The organism is Pseudoalteromonas nanhaiensis (assembly GCF_051235485.1).
GTDB lineage: Bacteria > Pseudomonadota > Gammaproteobacteria > Enterobacterales > Alteromonadaceae > Pseudoalteromonas > Pseudoalteromonas lipolytica_C.
On the sequence record NZ_JBPNYQ010000003.1, the window covers coordinates 196,506 to 215,153 of the forward strand.

At 39.9% G+C, this 18,648-nt stretch carries 23 protein-coding genes and 2 tRNA genes; 12 read left to right on the forward strand and 13 right to left on the reverse strand.

Annotated features, from left to right (window positions below; translation table 11 throughout):
• Positions 1–2 precede the first annotated feature (2 nt).
• The 8 genes from nhaC to ACSFVZ_RS04915 all read right to left on the reverse strand — a co-directional run bounded on the left by nhaC (position 3) and on the right by ACSFVZ_RS04915 (position 6,010).
• Positions 3–1,484, reverse strand: a complete 1,482-nt coding sequence (gene nhaC / locus ACSFVZ_RS04880) for a Na+/H+ antiporter NhaC (RefSeq protein ID WP_135924812.1) — start codon at positions 1,482–1,484, stop codon at positions 3–5.
• A 175-nt stretch (positions 1,485–1,659) separates the two neighbouring features.
• On the reverse strand, positions 1,660–3,684 hold the full coding sequence (gene prc / locus ACSFVZ_RS04885) for a carboxy terminal-processing peptidase (protein ID WP_435558246.1): 2,025 nt from the start codon (positions 3,682–3,684) through the stop codon (positions 1,660–1,662).
• Between the two features lie 27 nt (positions 3,685–3,711).
• Positions 3,712–4,362, reverse strand: a complete 651-nt coding sequence (gene proQ / locus ACSFVZ_RS04890) for an RNA chaperone ProQ (protein WP_138557580.1) — start codon at positions 4,360–4,362, stop codon at positions 3,712–3,714.
• A gap of 14 nt (positions 4,363–4,376) precedes the next feature.
• Entirely contained in the window at positions 4,377–4,655 is a 279-nt protein-coding gene (locus ACSFVZ_RS04895) for a hypothetical protein (protein ID WP_135924820.1), read from the reverse strand.
• Positions 4,652–5,113 (reverse strand): free L-methionine (R)-S-oxide reductase MsrC, encoded by a 462-nt coding sequence (msrC, locus tag ACSFVZ_RS04900; RefSeq protein WP_435558247.1) that lies wholly within the window; start codon positions 5,111–5,113, stop codon positions 4,652–4,654. Before msrC ends, ACSFVZ_RS04895 begins: the two co-directional genes overlap by 4 nt.
• A 125-nt stretch (positions 5,114–5,238) precedes the next feature.
• Entirely contained in the window at positions 5,239–5,634 is a 396-nt protein-coding gene (locus ACSFVZ_RS04905) for a hypothetical protein (protein ID WP_138557581.1), read from the reverse strand.
• Positions 5,635–5,786: 152 nt separating this feature from the next.
• Positions 5,787–5,877 (reverse strand) — tRNA-Ser (locus ACSFVZ_RS04910).
• Positions 5,878–5,919: 42 nt separating this feature from the next.
• Positions 5,920–6,010 (reverse strand) — tRNA-Ser (locus ACSFVZ_RS04915).
• Between the two features lie 259 nt (positions 6,011–6,269).
• Between ACSFVZ_RS04915 and ACSFVZ_RS04920 the strand changes: the two genes are divergently transcribed.
• The 12 genes from ACSFVZ_RS04920 to ACSFVZ_RS04975 all read left to right on the forward strand — a co-directional run bounded on the left by ACSFVZ_RS04920 (position 6,270) and on the right by ACSFVZ_RS04975 (position 14,343).
• A complete protein-coding gene (locus ACSFVZ_RS04920; RefSeq protein WP_135924827.1) occupies positions 6,270–6,935 on the forward strand; it encodes a Bax inhibitor-1/YccA family protein in 666 nt (221 codons plus the stop codon).
• Between the two features lie 55 nt (positions 6,936–6,990).
• Positions 6,991–7,344 (forward strand): sulfurtransferase complex subunit TusD, encoded by a 354-nt coding sequence (tusD, locus tag ACSFVZ_RS04925; protein ID WP_135924830.1) that lies wholly within the window; start codon positions 6,991–6,993, stop codon positions 7,342–7,344.
• Complete coding sequence (gene tusC / locus ACSFVZ_RS04930) at positions 7,341–7,697, forward strand: sulfurtransferase complex subunit TusC (RefSeq protein ID WP_135924832.1); 357 nt, start codon at positions 7,341–7,343, stop codon at positions 7,695–7,697. The genes tusD and tusC overlap by 4 nt, the downstream gene beginning before the upstream one ends.
• A complete protein-coding gene (tusB, locus tag ACSFVZ_RS04935; RefSeq protein WP_135924835.1) occupies positions 7,694–7,960 on the forward strand; it encodes a sulfurtransferase complex subunit TusB in 267 nt (88 codons plus the stop codon). The genes tusC and tusB overlap by 4 nt, the downstream gene beginning before the upstream one ends.
• Before the next feature lie 3 nt (positions 7,961–7,963).
• Positions 7,964–8,293 (forward strand): TusE/DsrC/DsvC family sulfur relay protein, encoded by a 330-nt coding sequence (locus ACSFVZ_RS04940; RefSeq protein ID WP_135924837.1) that lies wholly within the window; start codon positions 7,964–7,966, stop codon positions 8,291–8,293.
• Positions 8,293–8,940, forward strand: coding sequence for an rRNA large subunit pseudouridine synthase E (locus ACSFVZ_RS04945; RefSeq protein ID WP_135924840.1), 648 nt, complete (start codon positions 8,293–8,295; stop codon positions 8,938–8,940). The genes ACSFVZ_RS04940 and ACSFVZ_RS04945 overlap by 1 nt, the downstream gene beginning before the upstream one ends.
• Positions 8,933–9,367: an NUDIX hydrolase gene (locus ACSFVZ_RS04950; RefSeq protein ID WP_199526424.1), complete on the forward strand. Its 435-nt coding sequence runs from the start codon at positions 8,933–8,935 to the stop codon at positions 9,365–9,367. Before ACSFVZ_RS04945 ends, ACSFVZ_RS04950 begins: the two co-directional genes overlap by 8 nt.
• Positions 9,368–9,543: 176 nt before the next feature.
• The gene (gene mnmA / locus ACSFVZ_RS04955) at positions 9,544–10,644 is read left to right on the forward strand and encodes a tRNA 2-thiouridine(34) synthase MnmA (RefSeq protein WP_054551934.1); all 1,101 of its coding nucleotides are present in this window, start codon (positions 9,544–9,546) and stop codon (positions 10,642–10,644) included.
• Positions 10,644–11,246 (forward strand): high frequency lysogenization protein HflD, encoded by a 603-nt coding sequence (gene hflD / locus ACSFVZ_RS04960; RefSeq protein WP_138557585.1) that lies wholly within the window; start codon positions 10,644–10,646, stop codon positions 11,244–11,246. Before mnmA ends, hflD begins: the two co-directional genes overlap by 1 nt.
• A gap of 33 nt (positions 11,247–11,279) precedes the next feature.
• A complete protein-coding gene (gene purB, locus ACSFVZ_RS04965; RefSeq protein ID WP_135924849.1) occupies positions 11,280–12,650 on the forward strand; it encodes an adenylosuccinate lyase in 1,371 nt (456 codons plus the stop codon).
• A gap of 73 nt (positions 12,651–12,723) precedes the next feature.
• Positions 12,724–13,869 (forward strand): JmjC domain-containing protein, encoded by a 1,146-nt coding sequence (locus ACSFVZ_RS04970; RefSeq protein WP_435558248.1) that lies wholly within the window; start codon positions 12,724–12,726, stop codon positions 13,867–13,869.
• Positions 13,870–13,881: 12 nt separating this feature from the next.
• Positions 13,882–14,343, forward strand: a complete 462-nt coding sequence (locus ACSFVZ_RS04975) for a GNAT family N-acetyltransferase (protein WP_135924853.1) — start codon at positions 13,882–13,884, stop codon at positions 14,341–14,343.
• A 46-nt stretch (positions 14,344–14,389) separates the two neighbouring features.
• Here ACSFVZ_RS04975 and ACSFVZ_RS04980 read toward each other — a convergent pair whose 3' ends face one another.
• The 5 genes from ACSFVZ_RS04980 to ACSFVZ_RS05000 form a co-directional block, all read right to left on the reverse strand.
• Positions 14,390–14,836 carry a DUF4826 family protein gene (locus ACSFVZ_RS04980; protein WP_135924855.1) on the reverse strand — a complete coding sequence of 149 codons (447 nt, stop codon included), beginning with the start codon at positions 14,834–14,836 and terminating at the stop codon, positions 14,390–14,392.
• Positions 14,837–14,949: 113 nt separating this feature from the next.
• Positions 14,950–15,480 carry a DUF924 family protein gene (locus ACSFVZ_RS04985; RefSeq protein WP_435558250.1) on the reverse strand — a complete coding sequence of 177 codons (531 nt, stop codon included), beginning with the start codon at positions 15,478–15,480 and terminating at the stop codon, positions 14,950–14,952.
• 9 nt (positions 15,481–15,489) lie between these two features.
• Positions 15,490–16,734 carry a lipoprotein-releasing ABC transporter permease subunit gene (locus ACSFVZ_RS04990; protein ID WP_435558251.1) on the reverse strand — a complete coding sequence of 415 codons (1,245 nt, stop codon included), beginning with the start codon at positions 16,732–16,734 and terminating at the stop codon, positions 15,490–15,492.
• On the reverse strand, positions 16,724–17,422 hold the full coding sequence (gene lolD / locus ACSFVZ_RS04995) for a lipoprotein-releasing ABC transporter ATP-binding protein LolD (RefSeq protein WP_135924863.1): 699 nt from the start codon (positions 17,420–17,422) through the stop codon (positions 16,724–16,726). Before lolD ends, ACSFVZ_RS04990 begins: the two co-directional genes overlap by 11 nt.
• Positions 17,415–18,632 (reverse strand): lipoprotein-releasing ABC transporter permease subunit, encoded by a 1,218-nt coding sequence (locus ACSFVZ_RS05000; protein ID WP_295512150.1) that lies wholly within the window; start codon positions 18,630–18,632, stop codon positions 17,415–17,417. The genes lolD and ACSFVZ_RS05000 overlap by 8 nt, the downstream gene beginning before the upstream one ends.
• Positions 18,633–18,648 lie beyond the last annotated feature (16 nt).

The window sequence follows — 18,648 nt, forward strand, 5'->3', positions numbered from 1 at the left end:
TATTATTCAGCGCTAGCTTCTTGTTTAACGTGTTTTGGGGTAATACGTAAAATCTTAATACCTAAATAGGCGTAAACAACCGCTAAGAATGGATTAATTAAATTAAAGAATGCATACATAGCGTAATCAAATGGATTTATTAATAAAACACTCTGCATGTAAGCACCACAGGTATTCCAAGGTATAAGTGGGCTTGTAATAGTACCGCCATCTTCTAATGTGCGAGATAAGTTAACTGGCTTCAAACCGCGCTTTTCGTACTCATCTTTAAACATTCGACCAGGAACAACAATCGCAATATATTGGTCAGCTGCTACCGCATTGGTACCAATACAGGTTGCGATAGTGGCAGTAATCAGCGAGCCTGTGCTTTTTGCAATTTTTAAAATGCTCTTTACGAACATATCAAGTAAACCGGTTTTTTCCATAATAGCGCCGAACATCAAGGCTGTCATAATCAGCCAAGTTGTTGTTAGCATGCCTGCCATACCGCCACCACTTAATAGTGAGTCCATTTTTTCATCGCCAGTATCGATACTGAAACCGTCGAAGAAGGTTGTCCAAACTAGTTTAAAATAGCCAATCGCGTGGCCTTGTGATGCATCAATTTGGCTGTTTATTAAATCTGATTGAAATAACATCGCCCAAATCGCACCTAGTACAGCCCCGATAGAAATCGCAGGAAAAGCTGGCATCTTACGGATTGCCAAGAAAAGTAATACAGCTAATGGCACTAGCATCTCAAAGCCAATATTGAAGTTTTGCTCTAATAAATTAACGATTTCATCAATACGGCCTGCTTCTGTCGAACCACCTGCATTAAATCCCATAAAAATAAAAATAATTAACGCAATAATAAAGCTTGGCACTGTTGTCCAGAGCATATGATGAATATGTTCAAATAAATCAGCTCCCGCAACAGCCGGTGCCAAATTAGTGGTTTCTGATAATGGACTTAACTTATCACCAAAGTAAGCACCAGAAATAACCGCCCCCGCAGTAACAACTTGTTCAAGGCCAAGGCCTGTTGCGACACCAAGCAGTGCAACACCAATGGTCGCAGCTGTAGTCCATGAGCTACCGATACTCATCGCAACAATGCCACAAATTAAGCAACTTGCTGCGTAAAACCAGCTTGGATTAATGATCTGTAAACCATAGTAAATTAAGGTTGGTACAGTGCCTGAAAGTAGCCAAGTACCAATTAAAGCACCGACCATCAAAAGAATGATGATTGCACCAAGAGACAAAGTGATCCCTTCGATCATGGCTTGTTCTAGTTTCTTCCAGGTATAACCATTTTTTAAGCCAATTAATGCGGCAGTAAAGGTGGCAAATAATAATGCGATTTGATTTGGACCCGATGATGAGTTATCACCGAATAAGTAAACTGCTGCACCTAGCAGGCAAACCAGCACTGAAATTGGGATCAGGGCGTCCAAAAAGCTGGCCTGTTTAACAGGTTTATCTTCAACTGAATTCAAAAGATAGTCTCCTACACGTCTTATATGGCGTGTTTAATTATTATTGTTCATAAGCCTCAAACCCTTATAGTTTAAGGCTATCAGATTTTTCATTATAACAAGATGACCTGTTTTAGGTAGCAAAAAAGGCGCCTAAGCGCCTTTTTATTGAACAATTTTGCTAAAAAAATGCTAATTATTTTTTCGCGATACGACCATATTTAATATAGTCCTGAGTGATCAGAGCCGCTTCTTCTAAGAATGGGTCTAAATCATCTAGCACATCAGGTAAGTCGTCTAGTTTCTCAACTGGCTTTTCACCCAGACGAACCAAACGTTCATTCGCACGCTCTAATGCACGCTCTTCGCCTTCGTCTTTCTCTTTTAAGCGGTCAGCTTCAACTAGTGAGATAGTCTTACGGTCTTTCTCTTCTTGATAGCGCTTAATGTCATCAAACACATAGCCAAACTCAGGTTCACTTGCAATACGTGCATCATGAAGCTTATTAACGTAAGAGATAGCTGGTTTTAGGTTATCAACTGAGTTGTATTTAGCACGGATGATGCTGTCCCAAGGTAGTGCATTATCTTGCTGGCTTTCGCCCCACTCTGCAGGATCGATAGCTGAAGGGAAAGATACGTCTGGTATCACGCCTTTGTGCTGTGTACTGCCGCCATTGATACGGTAGAATTTTGCAATCGTATATTGCACGCTACCTAATGGATGATCATATAAATCGTAAGCACGGCCAAGCGGTTTATGCTGCTGTACAGTGCCTTTACCAAATGTTTGCTCACCAATCACAATTGCACGACCATAATCTTGCATTGCCGCAGCAAAAATTTCTGAGGCAGAGGCACTATAACGGTCAACTAATACCGTTAATGGGCCATCATAAAAAGTCACACCATCACGGTCTTTTTGCTCTTCAATACGATTATTTAGTGTATGGATTTGAACGACCGGGCCTTGATCTATAAATAAACCAGAAAGTTGTGTCGCTTCATATAAAGAACCACCACCATTTTGACGTAAGTCGATGATAATACCATCAACTTTAGCTTCTTTTAATTTAGCAAGCTCAACTTTTACATCTTGTGATAGGTTATTGTAAAAGCCTGGTATTTCAATCACACCGATTTTACTGGTTAAATCTGAATACTTTGCTTCAAACACATTTGATTTGGCAGCACGGTCTTCTAAGCGAATTTTATCACGGGTTATTTCAACCACTTTAGGAGTGCCGTGAGCATCTGCACCTTTTAAATATTGTAAACGTACTTTGGTGCCTTTTGGACCTTTTATAAGCTCAACAACATCATCTAAGCGCCAACCGATAACATCAACAAAGTCTTCACCTTCTTGGGCAACACCAATAATACGGTCATCAGCTTTAATTTGCTCTGACTTATCTGCTGGACCACCCGGTACTAGGCTACGAATTACTGTGTAATCTTCATCATAACTAAGGACTGCGCCGATACCTTCTAACTCAAGGTCCATATCCATCTTGAATTGTTCAGCACGTCGTGGAGATAAATAAGAAGTATGCGCTTCGATGCTTCGTGCAAACGAGTTCATTACAATTTGAAACGCATCTTCACTATTTGTTTGTACTAAGCGTTTTTGCGCATTGTGGTAACGCTTGGTTAAAACATCTTTAATGCCTTGCCAATCTTTACCTGTCATTTTTAAGCGTAACGCATCATATTTAACTCGTTGACGCCATAACTCATCTAACTCAGCCTGAGTTGTTGCCCAACTCGCGTCCTCGCGGTCGAACATGTATTCATCTTCTTTATCAAAAGTCATTTCTTTATCAAGTAATGACAATGAATAATCATAACGCTCAAAACGTCGTTTTAAGCTTAAGTTAAAAATATCAAAAGCAAACCCAAGCTTCCCTGTCGAAAGTGCATTATCAAACTGGTCTTTATATTGCGAGAATGAGGCAATATCTGAAGCTAAAAAAACACTTTTGTTGAAATCAAGGGATTCGATGTAACGATCAAAAACTTGCTCAGATAATTCGTCGTTAAAACGAATAGGTTTGTAGTGTGCACGAGTAAATAAGTTTGTCACCCGTTTACTAGCCGTACTATGCTGGCTTTCTTGCTTAAGAATAGGCAAATCTTCAACAGTTAGATTGTCTGTAGATGCCAATAATGAACCTGAAAACAGGGCAGCGACTAACAGAATGAGCGTAAACTTATTACTCATACACAACTCCTTAATTTTTTACAGCTATTAAATGATATACAGGCTGTCTGCTTTGGTCTTAACTTGCATCCCTGTTACTAACTCAACATGAACCTCATCTTTGTTCACTTCAGTAATAACCGCATTAACAAGTGCTTGGCCAAGTTTAACTTTAACTTTGCTATTTACCTTGACCTCAGAGGCAGGTAAAGGTTCAACTTTTCCAGAACGTTTTGCAGGTGCAGCTTTTGCAGGCTTATTGCTAACTTTAGCGCCTTTTTCAGCTGATTTTGCATGATGACCCGTATTCTTTTTGTAAGATTTTGTGTCACCGTCTTTGCGTGGACGTTGTTGCTTTTTGCGTTTAGCCATTTTTGCACGGCTTTCTTCTAACGCTTTTTGTGCATGTTCAACGTGTTCTTGTTCCACTTTTTCGTCTTGATTACCATCAAGATCGATACGAAACTCAGATTTAGTTACTGCTTCTAAATAACGCCAATTAGAGGTGTATTTTCTTAGCGCTTGACGAACCTGAGTTTTACTTACTTTCTCAGAACCTTCAATGCGCTCAGCGATATCTTTAAAAATACCTACTTTTAGCGGTTGAATGCCGTCTTTTTGTTTAAAACATTGTGGAAATTCTTGGTATAAGAAATCCAGTACTTCATTAATATCTTTTAGCTTGTTTGTGGTTTCCATGTTAGAACCTTTTATTACATCTTTTCATCAAGTGATGAATCGACATAGTGTGTTACCCAGTCGGTCAACTCTTCGAAGTCCGCTTCAATAAGCGCTAAATCACCGCGAAGGTGTTCCCAAATACCATTAATAATTTCATCAATTGATTCACAGTCAAGGTCATCAGGTAGACGATCCCAAGCCATGTGAATCAAGTCGTTGAGCCTTTCAGCAACAACTTCTTCTTCCCCTTCCCAATCACCTACATCGTGAATCGCAAAAAGGTAATCTTGCACATTTAGCAGATCTTTCATTTTAGATTTGCCTCAAAGCATTTTACCAATGCTTCTAAACCAGCTTGATCATCAGTATCAAAACGGCCAATGCTCGGGCTATCAATATCAAGTACAGCAAACACTTTACCACCTTTAAAAACAGGTACAACAATTTCAGAATTTGATGCTGCATCACATGCAATATGACCTGCAAATGCGTGAACATCTTCAACTAATTGTGTTTGTTGTGTTTGTGCAGCAGTCCCACATACCCCTTTACCTACTGGAATACGGATGCATGCTGGATTGCCTTGAAACGGCCCTAACACTAATTCTTCGGGAGAATCCATTAGATAAAAGCCCGCCCAGTTTATATCCTCTAAAGAGGTAAACAACAACGCACTTAAATTAGCCATATTTGCAATGACATTTGATTCACCTGCAATTAGTGATTCAGCTTGTTTAACTAATGACTGGTAAAAATCCTGCTTTTGCATACCAAACTACTTCTTATTAAACATACAGTAGCTAAAGGTACTCTTTGTAAGCAATAAATGAAACCTTTTAAGGGCAAAAAAAAACAATTTGCCCTTAAAATAAGCTAGCTTGATTAAATATTCTGCTATTGATGTGGAGATTGGGTTGCTAACCCCTGTCTTAAACCAAATAAAAACAGCCCTGCTGCTAAGGCAGACATAACTGCATTGATTACAAATGCCATCCCTGTAGTTGCACTTAACAAGTAACTAAAAATTGCCCCACCTAATAATCCCAGTGTCAAAACGCCCGAATAGTTTACTTTTGCATATTTATACATAAGTAAATAACCCGGTACTACAAACGCCGCCATTGTAAGACCCACAATGTGCGCATTAGCGATTGCACTGACAAGTAGATTAAAAAAAATACTCAGCCCATTACCATCTAAGGTAAAAGCATAATAAAGGCCGAGGATACAACCTACGATAACGGGCGATAATAATGAAAGTCCTACACTCTTTGCTAAACGATGTTTCATAAATTCCCTAATTTCACAAAGATAATACGAGATACGTAAAGCATGGACTAAGTGGTTGAAATGCGAAATATCGACAATAGTCGTAATTTGTAAAACTAAGGAAAGGCTGTAGAAACAAAAAAGCCGCTGAATAAATTCAGCGGCTTCAATGATGGTGGAGAGATAGGGATTTGAACCCTAGAGGGGCTACAAACCCCTGCCGGTTTTCAAGACCGGTGCATTCGACCACTCTGCCATCTCTCCGAATGCGAAAATCCTACTCGCTAGCGCCAGTAGTAAAAATAATGGTGGAGAGATAGGGATTTGAACCCTAGAGGGGCTACAAACCCCTGCCGGTTTTCAAGACCGGTGCATTCGACCACTCTGCCATCTCTCCGACGGCGTGCATAATAGATAAGGCAGCTGTGTTTGTGAAGCTTTTTTTTCAAAAATCTGTTTAAGTGATTAAAAAACAACTAAATCGCTCAGCATTAACACAATTAAAGTCAAAATATAATCGATTTGAACTTTTTGATTATTTTGCATGTCTATTGATCTACAAAGGTTTGCCCAAACATATAACTCTTGATAGGCTTAGTTTCAGTTTAATATTGGAACTAACGAACGAATTAAGTTCATTCAAAGGAGCTCTAACAATGGCGTTTAATCAATCGTACAATACCACTAGACCGGTAATGTCGACTATTGAAACAAATAAAGTATTAAAAAATACTTACTTTTTACTGGCTATGACACTTGCTTTTAGCGCAGTAACTGCAGGTATTTCAATGGCGATGAATCTACCTTATTTTATGGGGTTAGTATTTAGCTTGATTGCATTTGGTGTTCTTTTTGTAGTTAACAAAAAGGCTGACAGTGCATCAGGTGTTGCATGGGTGTTTGTATTTACTGGTTTGATGGGCGCGGGCCTTGGCCCTATGCTTAACTACTATGCAGCAATGCCGAACGGTCCAATGCTAATAATGCAAGCGCTTGGTTCTACTGCGTTGATCTTCTTTGGTTTGTCTGCGTATGCACTTACCACTAAAAAAGACTTCTCATTTATGGGCGGCTTTTTAACTGTTGGTTTAATCGTGGTTATCATTGCAAGCCTAGTAAACCTCTTTATTGGTAGCTCTATCACCTTTATGGTTATTAATGCAGCTGTTGTATTGATTATGTCTGGTTTAATCTTATTCGATACAAGCCGTATCATAAATGGCGGCGAGACAAACTATATTCGTGCCACAGTATCTTTATACCTGAACGTCTATAACTTATTTACATCTCTCCTACACCTACTTGGTGCAAGTGATGACTAATTAAATAGTTCTGTTAAAATAGCCCCTTTCTAGGGGCTTTTTTATTGGATGCGTTTTGGCAAAATTTGTACTTTCTCTTCACACCGCACCGACTGACCACGATACTACACAACGTCTGATTAAATTTTCACAGGCATGCATTGAGTCAGGTCACACTATTTCAGCTGTTTTTTTATACCAAGCAGGTGTTTTTCATGCCAGCCAACATTTAGAACTTGCCAGTGACGAGCTACCAATAAGTCGTTTGTGGCAAGGTTTACATGAACAAGCTATTCCGCTTTTATTATGCGTTACAGCTGCAGAAAAACGAGGATTAGATATTAACCAGACGGGTGTTTTCACAGTGGCGGGGTTAGCTGAGTTTGCAATGCTTGCCAGTGATGCTGATAAATGGGTGCAATTTAAATGAAAAACGTTTTAGTTATTAGCCAACACAGCCCGTTTGATGACCAGCATATTCGTGACTCACTCGACACGACGCTAATTTTCGCTGCTATTGAACAAAACATTAGCTGGTTGCTCAGTGGTGAGGCAGTTTTAGCTCTAAAAAAGAATCAACAGCCAGAACAACTTGGTATCAAAAACTATTTTAAAACCATTAAGACGCTTGAGTTATATGATGTAGAAAATATTTATGTGTGCGAAAAATCATTAATAGACTTTAATTTAACAAAAGATAAATTAATTATTGATGTGAAGGTAGCCAGTTTTGAGCAGCAACGTCATTTAATAAGCCAACAAGATCAGGTGGTAACATTATGAGCACACTTCATATATTTGCTAAACCACTTTCTCATTATTGCACCAATACGCTAGCAAATTTAATAGCCGCAGAGGATACTATTCTATTAGTTAGCGACGCTTGCTACAGCAGCACGCAATTTAAGCAATTTTCATCCGCTTTATATTTACTCAATGAAGATGCCACAGCACGAAATATCTCTATAAGCTTGGGCGACATCGCAATCGACTACACGCAATTTGTAGAAATGACTTTAAACACAAAGAACACGATTACTTGGTAAACCATGCTTGAATTTAATAACAAACAAATAGAAACTGACAAACAAGGTTATTTACTTGACTCAAATGATTGGTGTGAAGAGCTTGCACCAATCATTGCTGAGCAAGAGAATATTACGTTAAGTGAACAGCACTGGGAAGTTGTGCACTTTGTGCGTGATTTTTACTTAGAATATAACACCAGTCCAGCAATCCGTATGCTGGTCAAAGCCATGGCCCAAAAACTAGGTGAAGAAAAAGGTAATAGTATGTACTTATATAAACTATTTCCCAAAGGCCCAGCTAAACAAGCAACTAAAATTGCAGGTTTGCCTAAACCGGCTAGGTGCATTTAATGGCAAACAAAGCCAATAGCAAACCACGTCGTAGTAGCGGTCGAACGTATTCAAGGCCCACGCAAAAACGCCAAGTTAAAAAAGCAATCAGCCCAGAGCAGCGCAAAGTAGTGCTGTTTAACAAACCATTTGATGTGCTTTGCCAATTTACTGATGAGCAAAACCGCAAAACGCTTGCCGACTTTATTAGTATTAAAGACGTGTATGCAGCAGGACGCTTAGACAGAGATAGCGAAGGGCTTTTGCTACTTACAAACTGCGGCAAGTTACAACATACACTCACTGAACCCAATAAAAAAACAGCTAAAACGTATTGGGTTCAAGTAGAAGGCGATGTCAGTGATGAGGCTATTTTTGCCCTAAACAAAGGCGTAGAACTTAAAGATGGCATGACCAAGCCTGCCAAGGTTAAACGCATTAACGAACCATCAATTTGGCCGCGTACCCCGCCCGTTCGCGAGCGCAAAAACATACCTACCAGCTGGTTGGAAATCTCTATCACTGAGGGACGCAATCGCCAAGTTCGTCGCATGACTGCTCATGTTGGCTTTCCTACTTTACGATTAATTCGTTACAGCATTGGTAGCTATACTCTCGATGGTTTGGATAGTGGCCAGTTTAAAGTAGTGAACAATCCAGATGCATAAACCTAATGTCACAGTCGCGGCTATCGTTACATGCGAAGATAAGTTTTTACTTGTTAAAGAACGCGATAAACACACAGGTGAGATCTGTTATAACCAGCCTGCCGGTCATTTGGAGGCAAATGAAACCTTAGCTGAAGCTGCTTGTCGTGAGCTTATTGAAGAGACAGGTATTAGCCTTAATGCCAGCCATCTGGTTGGTATTTACAATTTACATGCGGCTAATGGCGTCCATTATATGCGTTTTAGCTTTGCTTTTACTTGCCCAGAGCTATATTTACCATCCCCCCAAGATAATGACATTCTCAGTGCCGATTGGTTTAGCATTGAGCAAATAAGAAACTTACCACTTAGAAGCCCGCTGGTTTTAAAATGCATTGAAGATCATTTAGCTGGCCAAGCCTACCCCCTAAGTTTGATTTACCAATAACTGCTGTAATTTTGGCTGGTTTGGGCGTCTAAAAGTATGCTATATCCAACCCACTATTACTTGCAATCAATGCCTTGCCTAAATCGCTTTTAATTCCAACTGAAACTCGCATCTTGAGGTGGTTTGGGTATATAATACCGCCCTTTCCATAGCAGTTAAAAATGACAGCGAATATTATGAGCGAAAATAGTCACATTAAAGTCATCGTGGGTATGTCCGGCGGTGTTGATTCTTCTGTATCAGCGTATTTATTAAAGCAGCAAGGCTATCAAGTTGAAGGCCTGTTCATGAAAAACTGGGAAGAAGACGATAATGATGAATATTGCGCTGCAGCTGAAGACCTAAAAGACGCACAAGCTGTGTGCGACAAGCTAGGCATTGAGCTTCACACTGTAAATTTTGCAGCCGAATACTGGGACAACGTATTTGAGTACTTTTTAGCTGAGTACAAAGCAGGCCGTACGCCAAACCCAGACATCATGTGTAATAAAGAAATCAAATTCAAAGCATTTTTAGAATTTGCAGCGCAAGCACTGGGTGCAGATTATATCGCGACTGGTCACTATGTACGCCGCGAAAAACGTGGTGATAAATTTGTCATGTGTCGTGGTCTTGATGACAACAAAGATCAAAGCTATTTCTTATACACTCTAAGCCATGAGCATATTGCGCAAACACTTTTCCCTGTTGGCGATATTGCTAAGCCTGAAGTACGCCGCATCGCTGAAGAGCAAGACTTAATCACTCACGATAAAAAAGACAGTACCGGTATCTGTTTTATTGGTGAGCGTAAATTTAAAGACTTCTTACAAAAATTCTTACCAGCACAGCCAGGTAAAATTGAAGATACCGATGGCAATGAAGTGGGTGAGCACGAAGGCTTGATGTACCACACACTTGGTCAACGTAAAGGTCTATTAATTGGCGGCATGAAAGAAGGTTCGGGTGAACCTTGGTATGTAGTTGATAAAGACGTTGATCGAAACGTATTAGTGGTTGGTCAAGGCAAAGACCACCCTCGCCTATACAGTAATGGCTTAAATGCAAATCAACTTCACTGGGTTGACCGCGAAGGCCCTAAAGGGACTACGCGCTGTACGGTTAAAACCCGTTATCGCCAAGAAGATATCAGTTGTACATTACTCGTTGGTGAAGATGGTATGGCACGCGTGTTATTTGATGAGCCACAAAAAGCCGTGACTCCTGGTCAATCAGCCGTTTTCTATGCTGACGAAGTGTGTTTAGGTGGTGGGATTATTGATTCGGTGATCAAATAATGACAGAACACCAAGTCATGGCGTTAGCTGCCATGTGTCAAGTTGCTAAACAAGTACAAAAAGTTGCGCAATATGGCCAAGGTAGCGACCACGAATTAGAAAAGTTATTAAACTGTATAATTGAAACATCACCAAATAGTCCTGAAGATGTGTATCAGGGTAAACATAATTTACGTGAAGGTTATCGCATTTTGATTGCACAGCTTTCTGCCGGCGCAGACAAAGACGTCGAAATCGTGAAATATGTGGGTGGTTTAATGCAATTAGAACGTGCATTAAGTTCAAAACAAAACAGCTTAAATGAATTAGGTCGTCGCATTGATGATGTTAAACGTCGCCTCGACCATTTTGCTATCACAGATGATACTGTCGTAGCAGCGCTTGCTGATATTTACTCATCGGTGCTAAGCCCCCTTGGGCATCGTATTCAAGTGTACGGCAAGCCAGAGTTATTAAAACAGCAGCTCACGCAAAACAAAATTCGTGCCCTATTATTGGCCGGAATTCGTAGTGCCGTGTTATGGCGACAAATGGGCGGTAAGCGCCGTCATTTTTTCTTTGCAAAAAGAAAAATCCTCGCTATTGCTAAACAATCAATTTAATTATCGTTCAAACTAGACAATTTAGGAGTCATTATGGAGCTTTCAGCGTTAACCGCTATCTCTCCGGTAGATGGTCGCTATGGCAGCAAGACCACGGAACTACGCAGCATTTTCAGCGAATTTGGTTTAATCAAATACCGTGTAACTGTTGAAGTTCGTTGGTTACAAGCTTTGTCTGCAGCAAGCGCAATCACAGAAGTACCGGCATTTAGCGACGAGGCTAATGCTTTACTTAATGCCATTGTTGATAACTTTAGCGAAGCGGATGCTGCACGCGTTAAAGAGATCGAGCGCACAACTAACCATGACGTAAAAGCAGTTGAATACCTACTTAAAGAGAAAGTAGCTGACAACGCAGAGCTAAACGCAGTTAACGAATTCATTCACTTTGCCTGTACTTCAGAAGACATCAATAACCTGTCTCACGGTTTAATGCTTACAGAAGCGCGTGATAAAGTATTACTTCCATACTGTGACCAACTTCTAAATGCATTGAAAGAAAAAGCAGTTGAATACAAGTCAGTTGCGATGATGACGCGTACCCACGGTCAACCTGCTACGCCATCTACAATGGGTAAAGAGTTTGCAAACGTATACATGCGCTTAAAGCGTCAACGTGACCAAATTGCCAAGGTAGAAATGTTAGGTAAAATCAACGGTGCTGTAGGTAACTACAACGCTCACCTTAGTGCTTACCCAGATTACGATTGGCACAGCCACGCTGAGCAATTTGTAACAAGCCTAGGTTTAACATTTAACCCATTCACAACACAAATCGAGCCGCATGATTACATTGCAGAGTTATTCGATGCAGTTGCACGTTTCAACACTGTATTACTTGATTTTGACCGTGACGTTTGGGGCTACATTGCACTAAACCACTTTAAACAAAAAACAATCGCAGGTGAGATTGGTTCATCTACTATGCCTCACAAAGTAAACCCGATTGATTTTGAAAACTCTGAAGGTAACTTAGGTATTGCTAACGCTATCTTTACTCACCTTGCGCAAAAACTACCTGTTTCTCGCTGGCAACGTGACTTAACTGACTCAACAGTGTTACGTAACCTAGGTGTTGGTATGGGCTACACTTTGATCGCTTACCAAGCGACATTAAAAGGTGTAAGCAAACTTGAAGTAAACGAAGCGCGTTTACTAGAAGAGCTAGACCAAAACTGGGAATTACTAGCAGAGCCAATTCAAACGGTAATGCGTAAATATGGTATCGAAAAGCCATACGAAAAACTTAAAGACCTTACGCGTGGTAAGCGCGTAAACCAAGAAATCATGGCTGATTTCATCGATGGTCTTGAGTTACCTGAAGAAGCAAAAGTAGAAATGAAAAAATTAACACCGGCTAATTACATTGGTCGTGCTGTTGAGTTCATCGACAACTTAGCTTAAATTCAAATTAAGACTTAAAAAAGCGAAAGGCCTTCCTTTCGCTTTTTTTATATCAATTCGCTTAGGTCATGTTATGTATCAATTAACCATCAATTCATTAACCCAAGAGCAATTTTTAGCTGAGTATTGGCAAAAAAAACCACTACTTATTAAGCAAGGCTTTAAAGATTTTGCTGATCCTATTGAGCCCGAAGAACTTGCTGGGCTTGCCATGGAAGAAAGCATTGAATCACGTATTGTGACCAATCACTCAGATGATTGGCAAGCATACCATGGTCCATTTGAAGACTTTAGCTTGCTAACTGAGAAGCACGCTACGTTACTCGTACAAGCGGTTGACCATTGGCATAACGATGCAGCGCAACTACTGGAACCATTTCGCTTTATTCCAAACTGGCGTATCGATGACTTGATGATCAGCTACTCTACGCCGGGTGGTGGCGTGGGTCCGCATTTAGATCAATACGATGTATTTATTATTCAGGGCGAAGGTAAACGCCATTGGCGCGTTGGTTTACCTGATGCGAACTTAAAACAATTTGCGCAAAATAAAAGTTTATTACAAGTTGAGCAATTTCCTGCCGTGATCGATTGTGTGTTAGAACCGGGTGATATTCTTTATATTCCACCAGGCTGCCCGCACGAGGGTTACGCTGTTGAAAATGCACTTAATTATTCTGTAGGTTTTAGAGCGCCAAATCAACGCGATTTATTATCACAATTTGCCGATCACCTCATCGATACTGAGCTTGGTAATCAACGATATGGTGATGCAGAGCTTAAGTTACGTTCATCTAAAGGTGAACTTAACCAAACTGAAGCAGAAAAAGTAAAGCAATTAATGATTGCTGCAATCAATGATGACTCAGTATTTAAGACATGGCTTGGCAATAGTATGAGCCAGCCAAAACATGAAATGGACCTAGCACCACTAGAAGAACCATACACGCTTGATGATGTAAAAGCACTGTTAGATGATGATATGCTCATTTTTGAACGCTTAGGTGGCACACGTGCAATTTATCAAATCATCGATGATAAAGTGCTTTTTAGTGTTAATGGGGTCAATTATATGCATGATCTAGAAGATCTTTCTCTAATAAAAAGATTAACAGACCAAACATCACTGACCGCTAGCGATATAAATAGTTCAAAAAATAACCACATTTTCCTAAAAACTTTTACTACACTATTAAATGAGGGTATTTGGTTTTGTTAGGAGCGTGTTTATATGGGCTACATGATAGATGAAGTTGAATGGAGTATCGACAAGGAACTATTGCAACAAATCCGAGAGAGGGTATTTGTTTGCGAATTACATATTCCAAAACACGTCGAATTTGACCATTTAGATAAAACGGCTCATCACGTACTTGTTACTGATGAAAGTAATAAATGTCCAGTTGCGACTGGGCGCTTGTGTAATGATGGCTTAATTGGTCGGATTGCTGTATTACCTGAACACCGTAACCGATCGGTTTACAAATCATTATTGAATTACTTAGTAGGTTTAGCTGAAAAACAAGGCTGTGATTGCGTTAGTATCAATTGCATATTAAATGAAGTTGATCGATTTAAACGAAATGGGTTTTCGGCTGATGGCTTAGTATTTATGGAGGCAGGAATTCCAAGACAACGTATGCTCTGCCCTATCAAGCAATTTGATACGCGGCCATTCACTTTGGTGCACTAGATGGTTTAAAAAGCTGAATATAATTATTCAGCTTTTTTATTTAAAGTTAAGCTGGCTCATTTTGCCACATATCATCTTTTTCGAATAACTCATACAAACCATGAGCGCGGTTAATGAGTAAATTAGCAAAATCTACTTTGGTCTTATCTACAGCGCCTGACTGCATTAGTTGATCAGCCTTTAGTTGCCATTGCATTGAGAAATATCTAAGTACTTCACGGGCATTGGTTGCTGCACTCGCTTCTGCGTGATCGGTTGGTAAACGCCCTGTGATAACCCAATAGCTTTTACCATTTTGTGCTTTAAACTTCCAAATAGCCACTAATGGCGCAATGAAACGGCTTTCTTTCTCAACAACTGTTTGCGGGATAACGCCTTTTTCAGCTAGATGCTTTTGTGCATTCTGGAAACATTCTCTTTGCCACATAACACTTTGTTTTTGCGCTTCGGCTTGTTCTTCTGGTGTTAATGGTCTTGCTTGTTTTTGTTCCATGGTGGTTACTCTTTTACAACATTTCTGACACTTTAAAATTTAAAATGGCGCTGTGCAAGTGTTTACGGGCAATCAAAGGTCATTTTAATTTACTTGCCTACTATTCAGTCAACTCAGAAAGAAGAGTTAGGTTGAGTTAAAAATTGTAGCTCTTCAGGTGTTGATTCACGACCTAAAATTGCGTTGCGGTGTGGATAGCGACCAAACCTATCAATAATAACTTTGTGCTTTAGTTCAAATTCATAATTACTCATGCCTTTAAACAATTGCTCAGCCTGCTGATGAATAACTTTGGATTCACTATGCATAAACGGCATATAAATAAACGCAGCTTGAGAGCTGGGCAACTTTTTATCAAAGCCAAGTTCAATTGCTCTTTGCGCTAAGCTTAATGCTTGTGGATCTTGGCTAAACGCCTGTGCAGTATTTCGATAAATATTGCGTGAAAACTGATCTAACACGATAATTTCAGCTAAAGAGCCTAGGGCATCCACTCGCCAGTCAGCATGCTCGCCAGCGATAACTTGCAATAGACATTCTGAAAACTTAACCGTAATTAATGCATCAGTGTCATCAGATTGCTTATACCAAGCATCTGAGCCTAATTCATTAAACCAAAAATCGATAACTCTTTGCTTATCCATAAACATTCCTTAATTACCCAGTACTTTTGCTGGGTCTACTCGGGTTGCTTGCCACGCAGGGTATAATGTTGCCAAAATAGCGAGGACAAAGGTAACAATCACCGTGATAACGATATCTTGCCAAACGAGTTTACTAGGTAAAAACTCAATGAAATAAACACCTTGTAATGGGTTATCACCTAACAAATGACTGATCCACGAGAATAATTCACTGATATTTAATGCAAGCATAACACCTATAATCGTTCCAAGTATTACGCCAATAAGTGCTTGCGTAAATCCTTGCATAACAAAGGTCGCTAAAATCGTACTGTCTTGTGCTCCCATGGTTTTCAAAATCGCAATATTTGCCTGTTTTTCGCGTACTTCCATAACAAGTGATGAAACAATATTAAAACTAGCTACGGCAATAATTAGAAACACCACGATATACACAATAGTTCGAACCATTTGAATATCTTGATATAAGCTGCCTTGCGTTCTGAACCAACTAGAGACATAGACATAATCTGGGATAACTTGCCCCACCCGCATAGCGGTTTGATGAGCAGCAAACACATCAGCTACTTGTAACCGTAAACCGGTTACTTGGTTTTCATCGAAACTCAGTACACTTTGCGCTTTGTCGAGGCGAATAAAAGCCGCAGTTTCATCTATCGGGCCGCCCATTTTAATAATACCCGCAAGATTCAAACTCGCCCGCTTTGGAGCAAGTAAAGTGTTACTTTGCTGGTTTATCTGTGGGATTAATAAGGTAACTGGGTCGCCAATTTTAAGACCTAACCGGTTGACTATTTGTTGTCCTAAAAGTACATCTTCTTGTTGTAACTGACTAACTAAGCGCCCTTCTGTAAATTGGTTTAACGCCGATACTTGGTTTTCAAACTCTGGGCTAACGCCACGCACTTCAACCGCTTTTAACTCACTTTTAAACTGCGCCATGCCGTTGACACTAATAAAAGGTGCTGCACCTGTTACACCAGCTTGCGAGCGCAATAAAGCAACTTTTGACTGCCAATTATTGATTGGTTTATTAGGAGCAACGTATTCAACCTGCGGTACAACCGATAAAAGCCGATGCACTAGTTGTTGCTCAAAGCCATTAATCACTGATAGAGCAACAATTAATACGGCGACTCCCAAAAGTATGCCGATTGTCGAAGCTTTAGCAATAAAGCTTACAAAGCCATTTTGCCCCTCTTTTTGGCCACTGTGAGCGCGAAATCGTTTTGAAATAAAGGCACTAAGCAACATGCTGAGACTCTTTAATTGCGAGCTTACCATCATCTAAATAGGCAATTTTGCCTAGTTTATCTGCAAGCTCTAAATCATGGGTTACCACAACAAAACTAGTTTTTAAGCTGGTATTTAACTCTTTAATCAAGTCATAAATCTTAATTGCGTTTTGTTTATCTAAGTTACCCGTTGGTTCATCGGCTAGCACCAACGCAGGCTCTGTTACCAATGCACGTGCTATTGCAACCCGCTGCCTCTCACCACCTGACAACGCCGATGGTTTATGTTCGCAACGATGAGATAACCCTACTTTATCAAGCATGTTGAGGGCTTTTTCGTTTGCCGCTTTTGCGCTTAAACCTTTAATTAAAAGTGGCATAGCAACATTTTCAATGGCAGTAAATTCCATTAATAAATGATGGAATTGGTAAATGAAGCCCAAATTTTCGTTGCGGAAACTCGCTTGTTGTTTTCGGTTTAATTTAGCAACCTGCTGGCCTTTGATTTCAACGGTTCCATCTGTCGCATTATCTAAGGTGCCTAATATATGTAATAAAGTACTTTTACCAGAACCAGAACTACCTACAACGGCTAACATTTCGCCCTGATTGAGCGTTAAATCAACCCCTTTTAAGACTGCAACCTGATTATCGCCATCTTGATACACTTTATTAAGCTGCTGACAATTAATCACTAAATCACTCATAACGTAATACCTCTGCTGGATTCACTTTTGCAGCTTTTCGGGCAGGATACAAAGTAGCTAAAAAGCTCATAGCAATACTCCCTGCGGCAATTAGGCTCAAACTCATAACATCAAATTTAACGGGTAAACTCACACCCGCTAATAAATTAATGCCTAACATATTCAATAACTCATTTATATTGCTACTTAATAGCACGCCAAGTAACGCACCAATACTGGTGCCAATAACACCATTGTATAAACCCTGGATCATAAATACATGCTGAACTTGCAAAGGAGTTAAACCCAGCGTTTGTAAGATAGCCACTTCACTTTGTTTTTCACTTACCATCATGGTTAATGCAGAAACTATATTAAACACCGCAACAAGCACAATTAAACCAAGTAACATAGACATAATGCGCTTTTCCATCGCCACAGCCGCAAATAACGTCCCTTGACTAGCTCGCCAATCAGTTACTGTGTAATCATTTAAAATTGCTATTTGAGATTGCAATACTTGCTCTACGGAAAAAGGTTCGTACAAAGAGATACTCAAGTTGGGTGCTGCTGATTTTGCCAGCTTTAAAACTCGGCCTAACGAATAACCACTGGTAAATGCCAATGACATATCAATTTCAGATTGTGTTTCATACAGTGCCGCAACGGTAAACAAACGTTGGCTAGGTACTCGACCAAGGGGTGTATACGAACTGGCATTTGGCATGATCACCCGTACTTTATCGCCAAGCGAAATACCCAATTTACGGCTTAAATAGCGGCTAATCGCAATGTGATAGTTACTGTCCATTACTTGTGACCAATTGCCAGCAACAATTTTATCTTTTACGTTATACAGGGAGCTTCCTTCGTCATAGAGCCCTTGCAATAACACGCCGTGTAAATCTTGGTTGGTTTGCAAAATGGCTTCGCCATGGCGATAAAGGTTAACTTGTTTAATATCTTTAGAGTTTGCTAGTTGCTGCTGTAACTGCAACATGGTTTCTTTCGAATTATCTTCAGCTGATACTTCGATATGGGGAATTAAACCAAGCATGTTTGTTTTGAGGTTATTTTCAAAGCCATTCATTACAGAACTGACTGTAAACAAGGCCATTAAGCCAATAGCAATGCCCGCAATTGAGAAAAATGAAATGAATGAGATAAAAGCATTGCCCTTTGAGGAGCGACTATATCTCAGCCCTATAAAAAGGCTAACAGGTTGAAACATAATAAGTTATGAATAT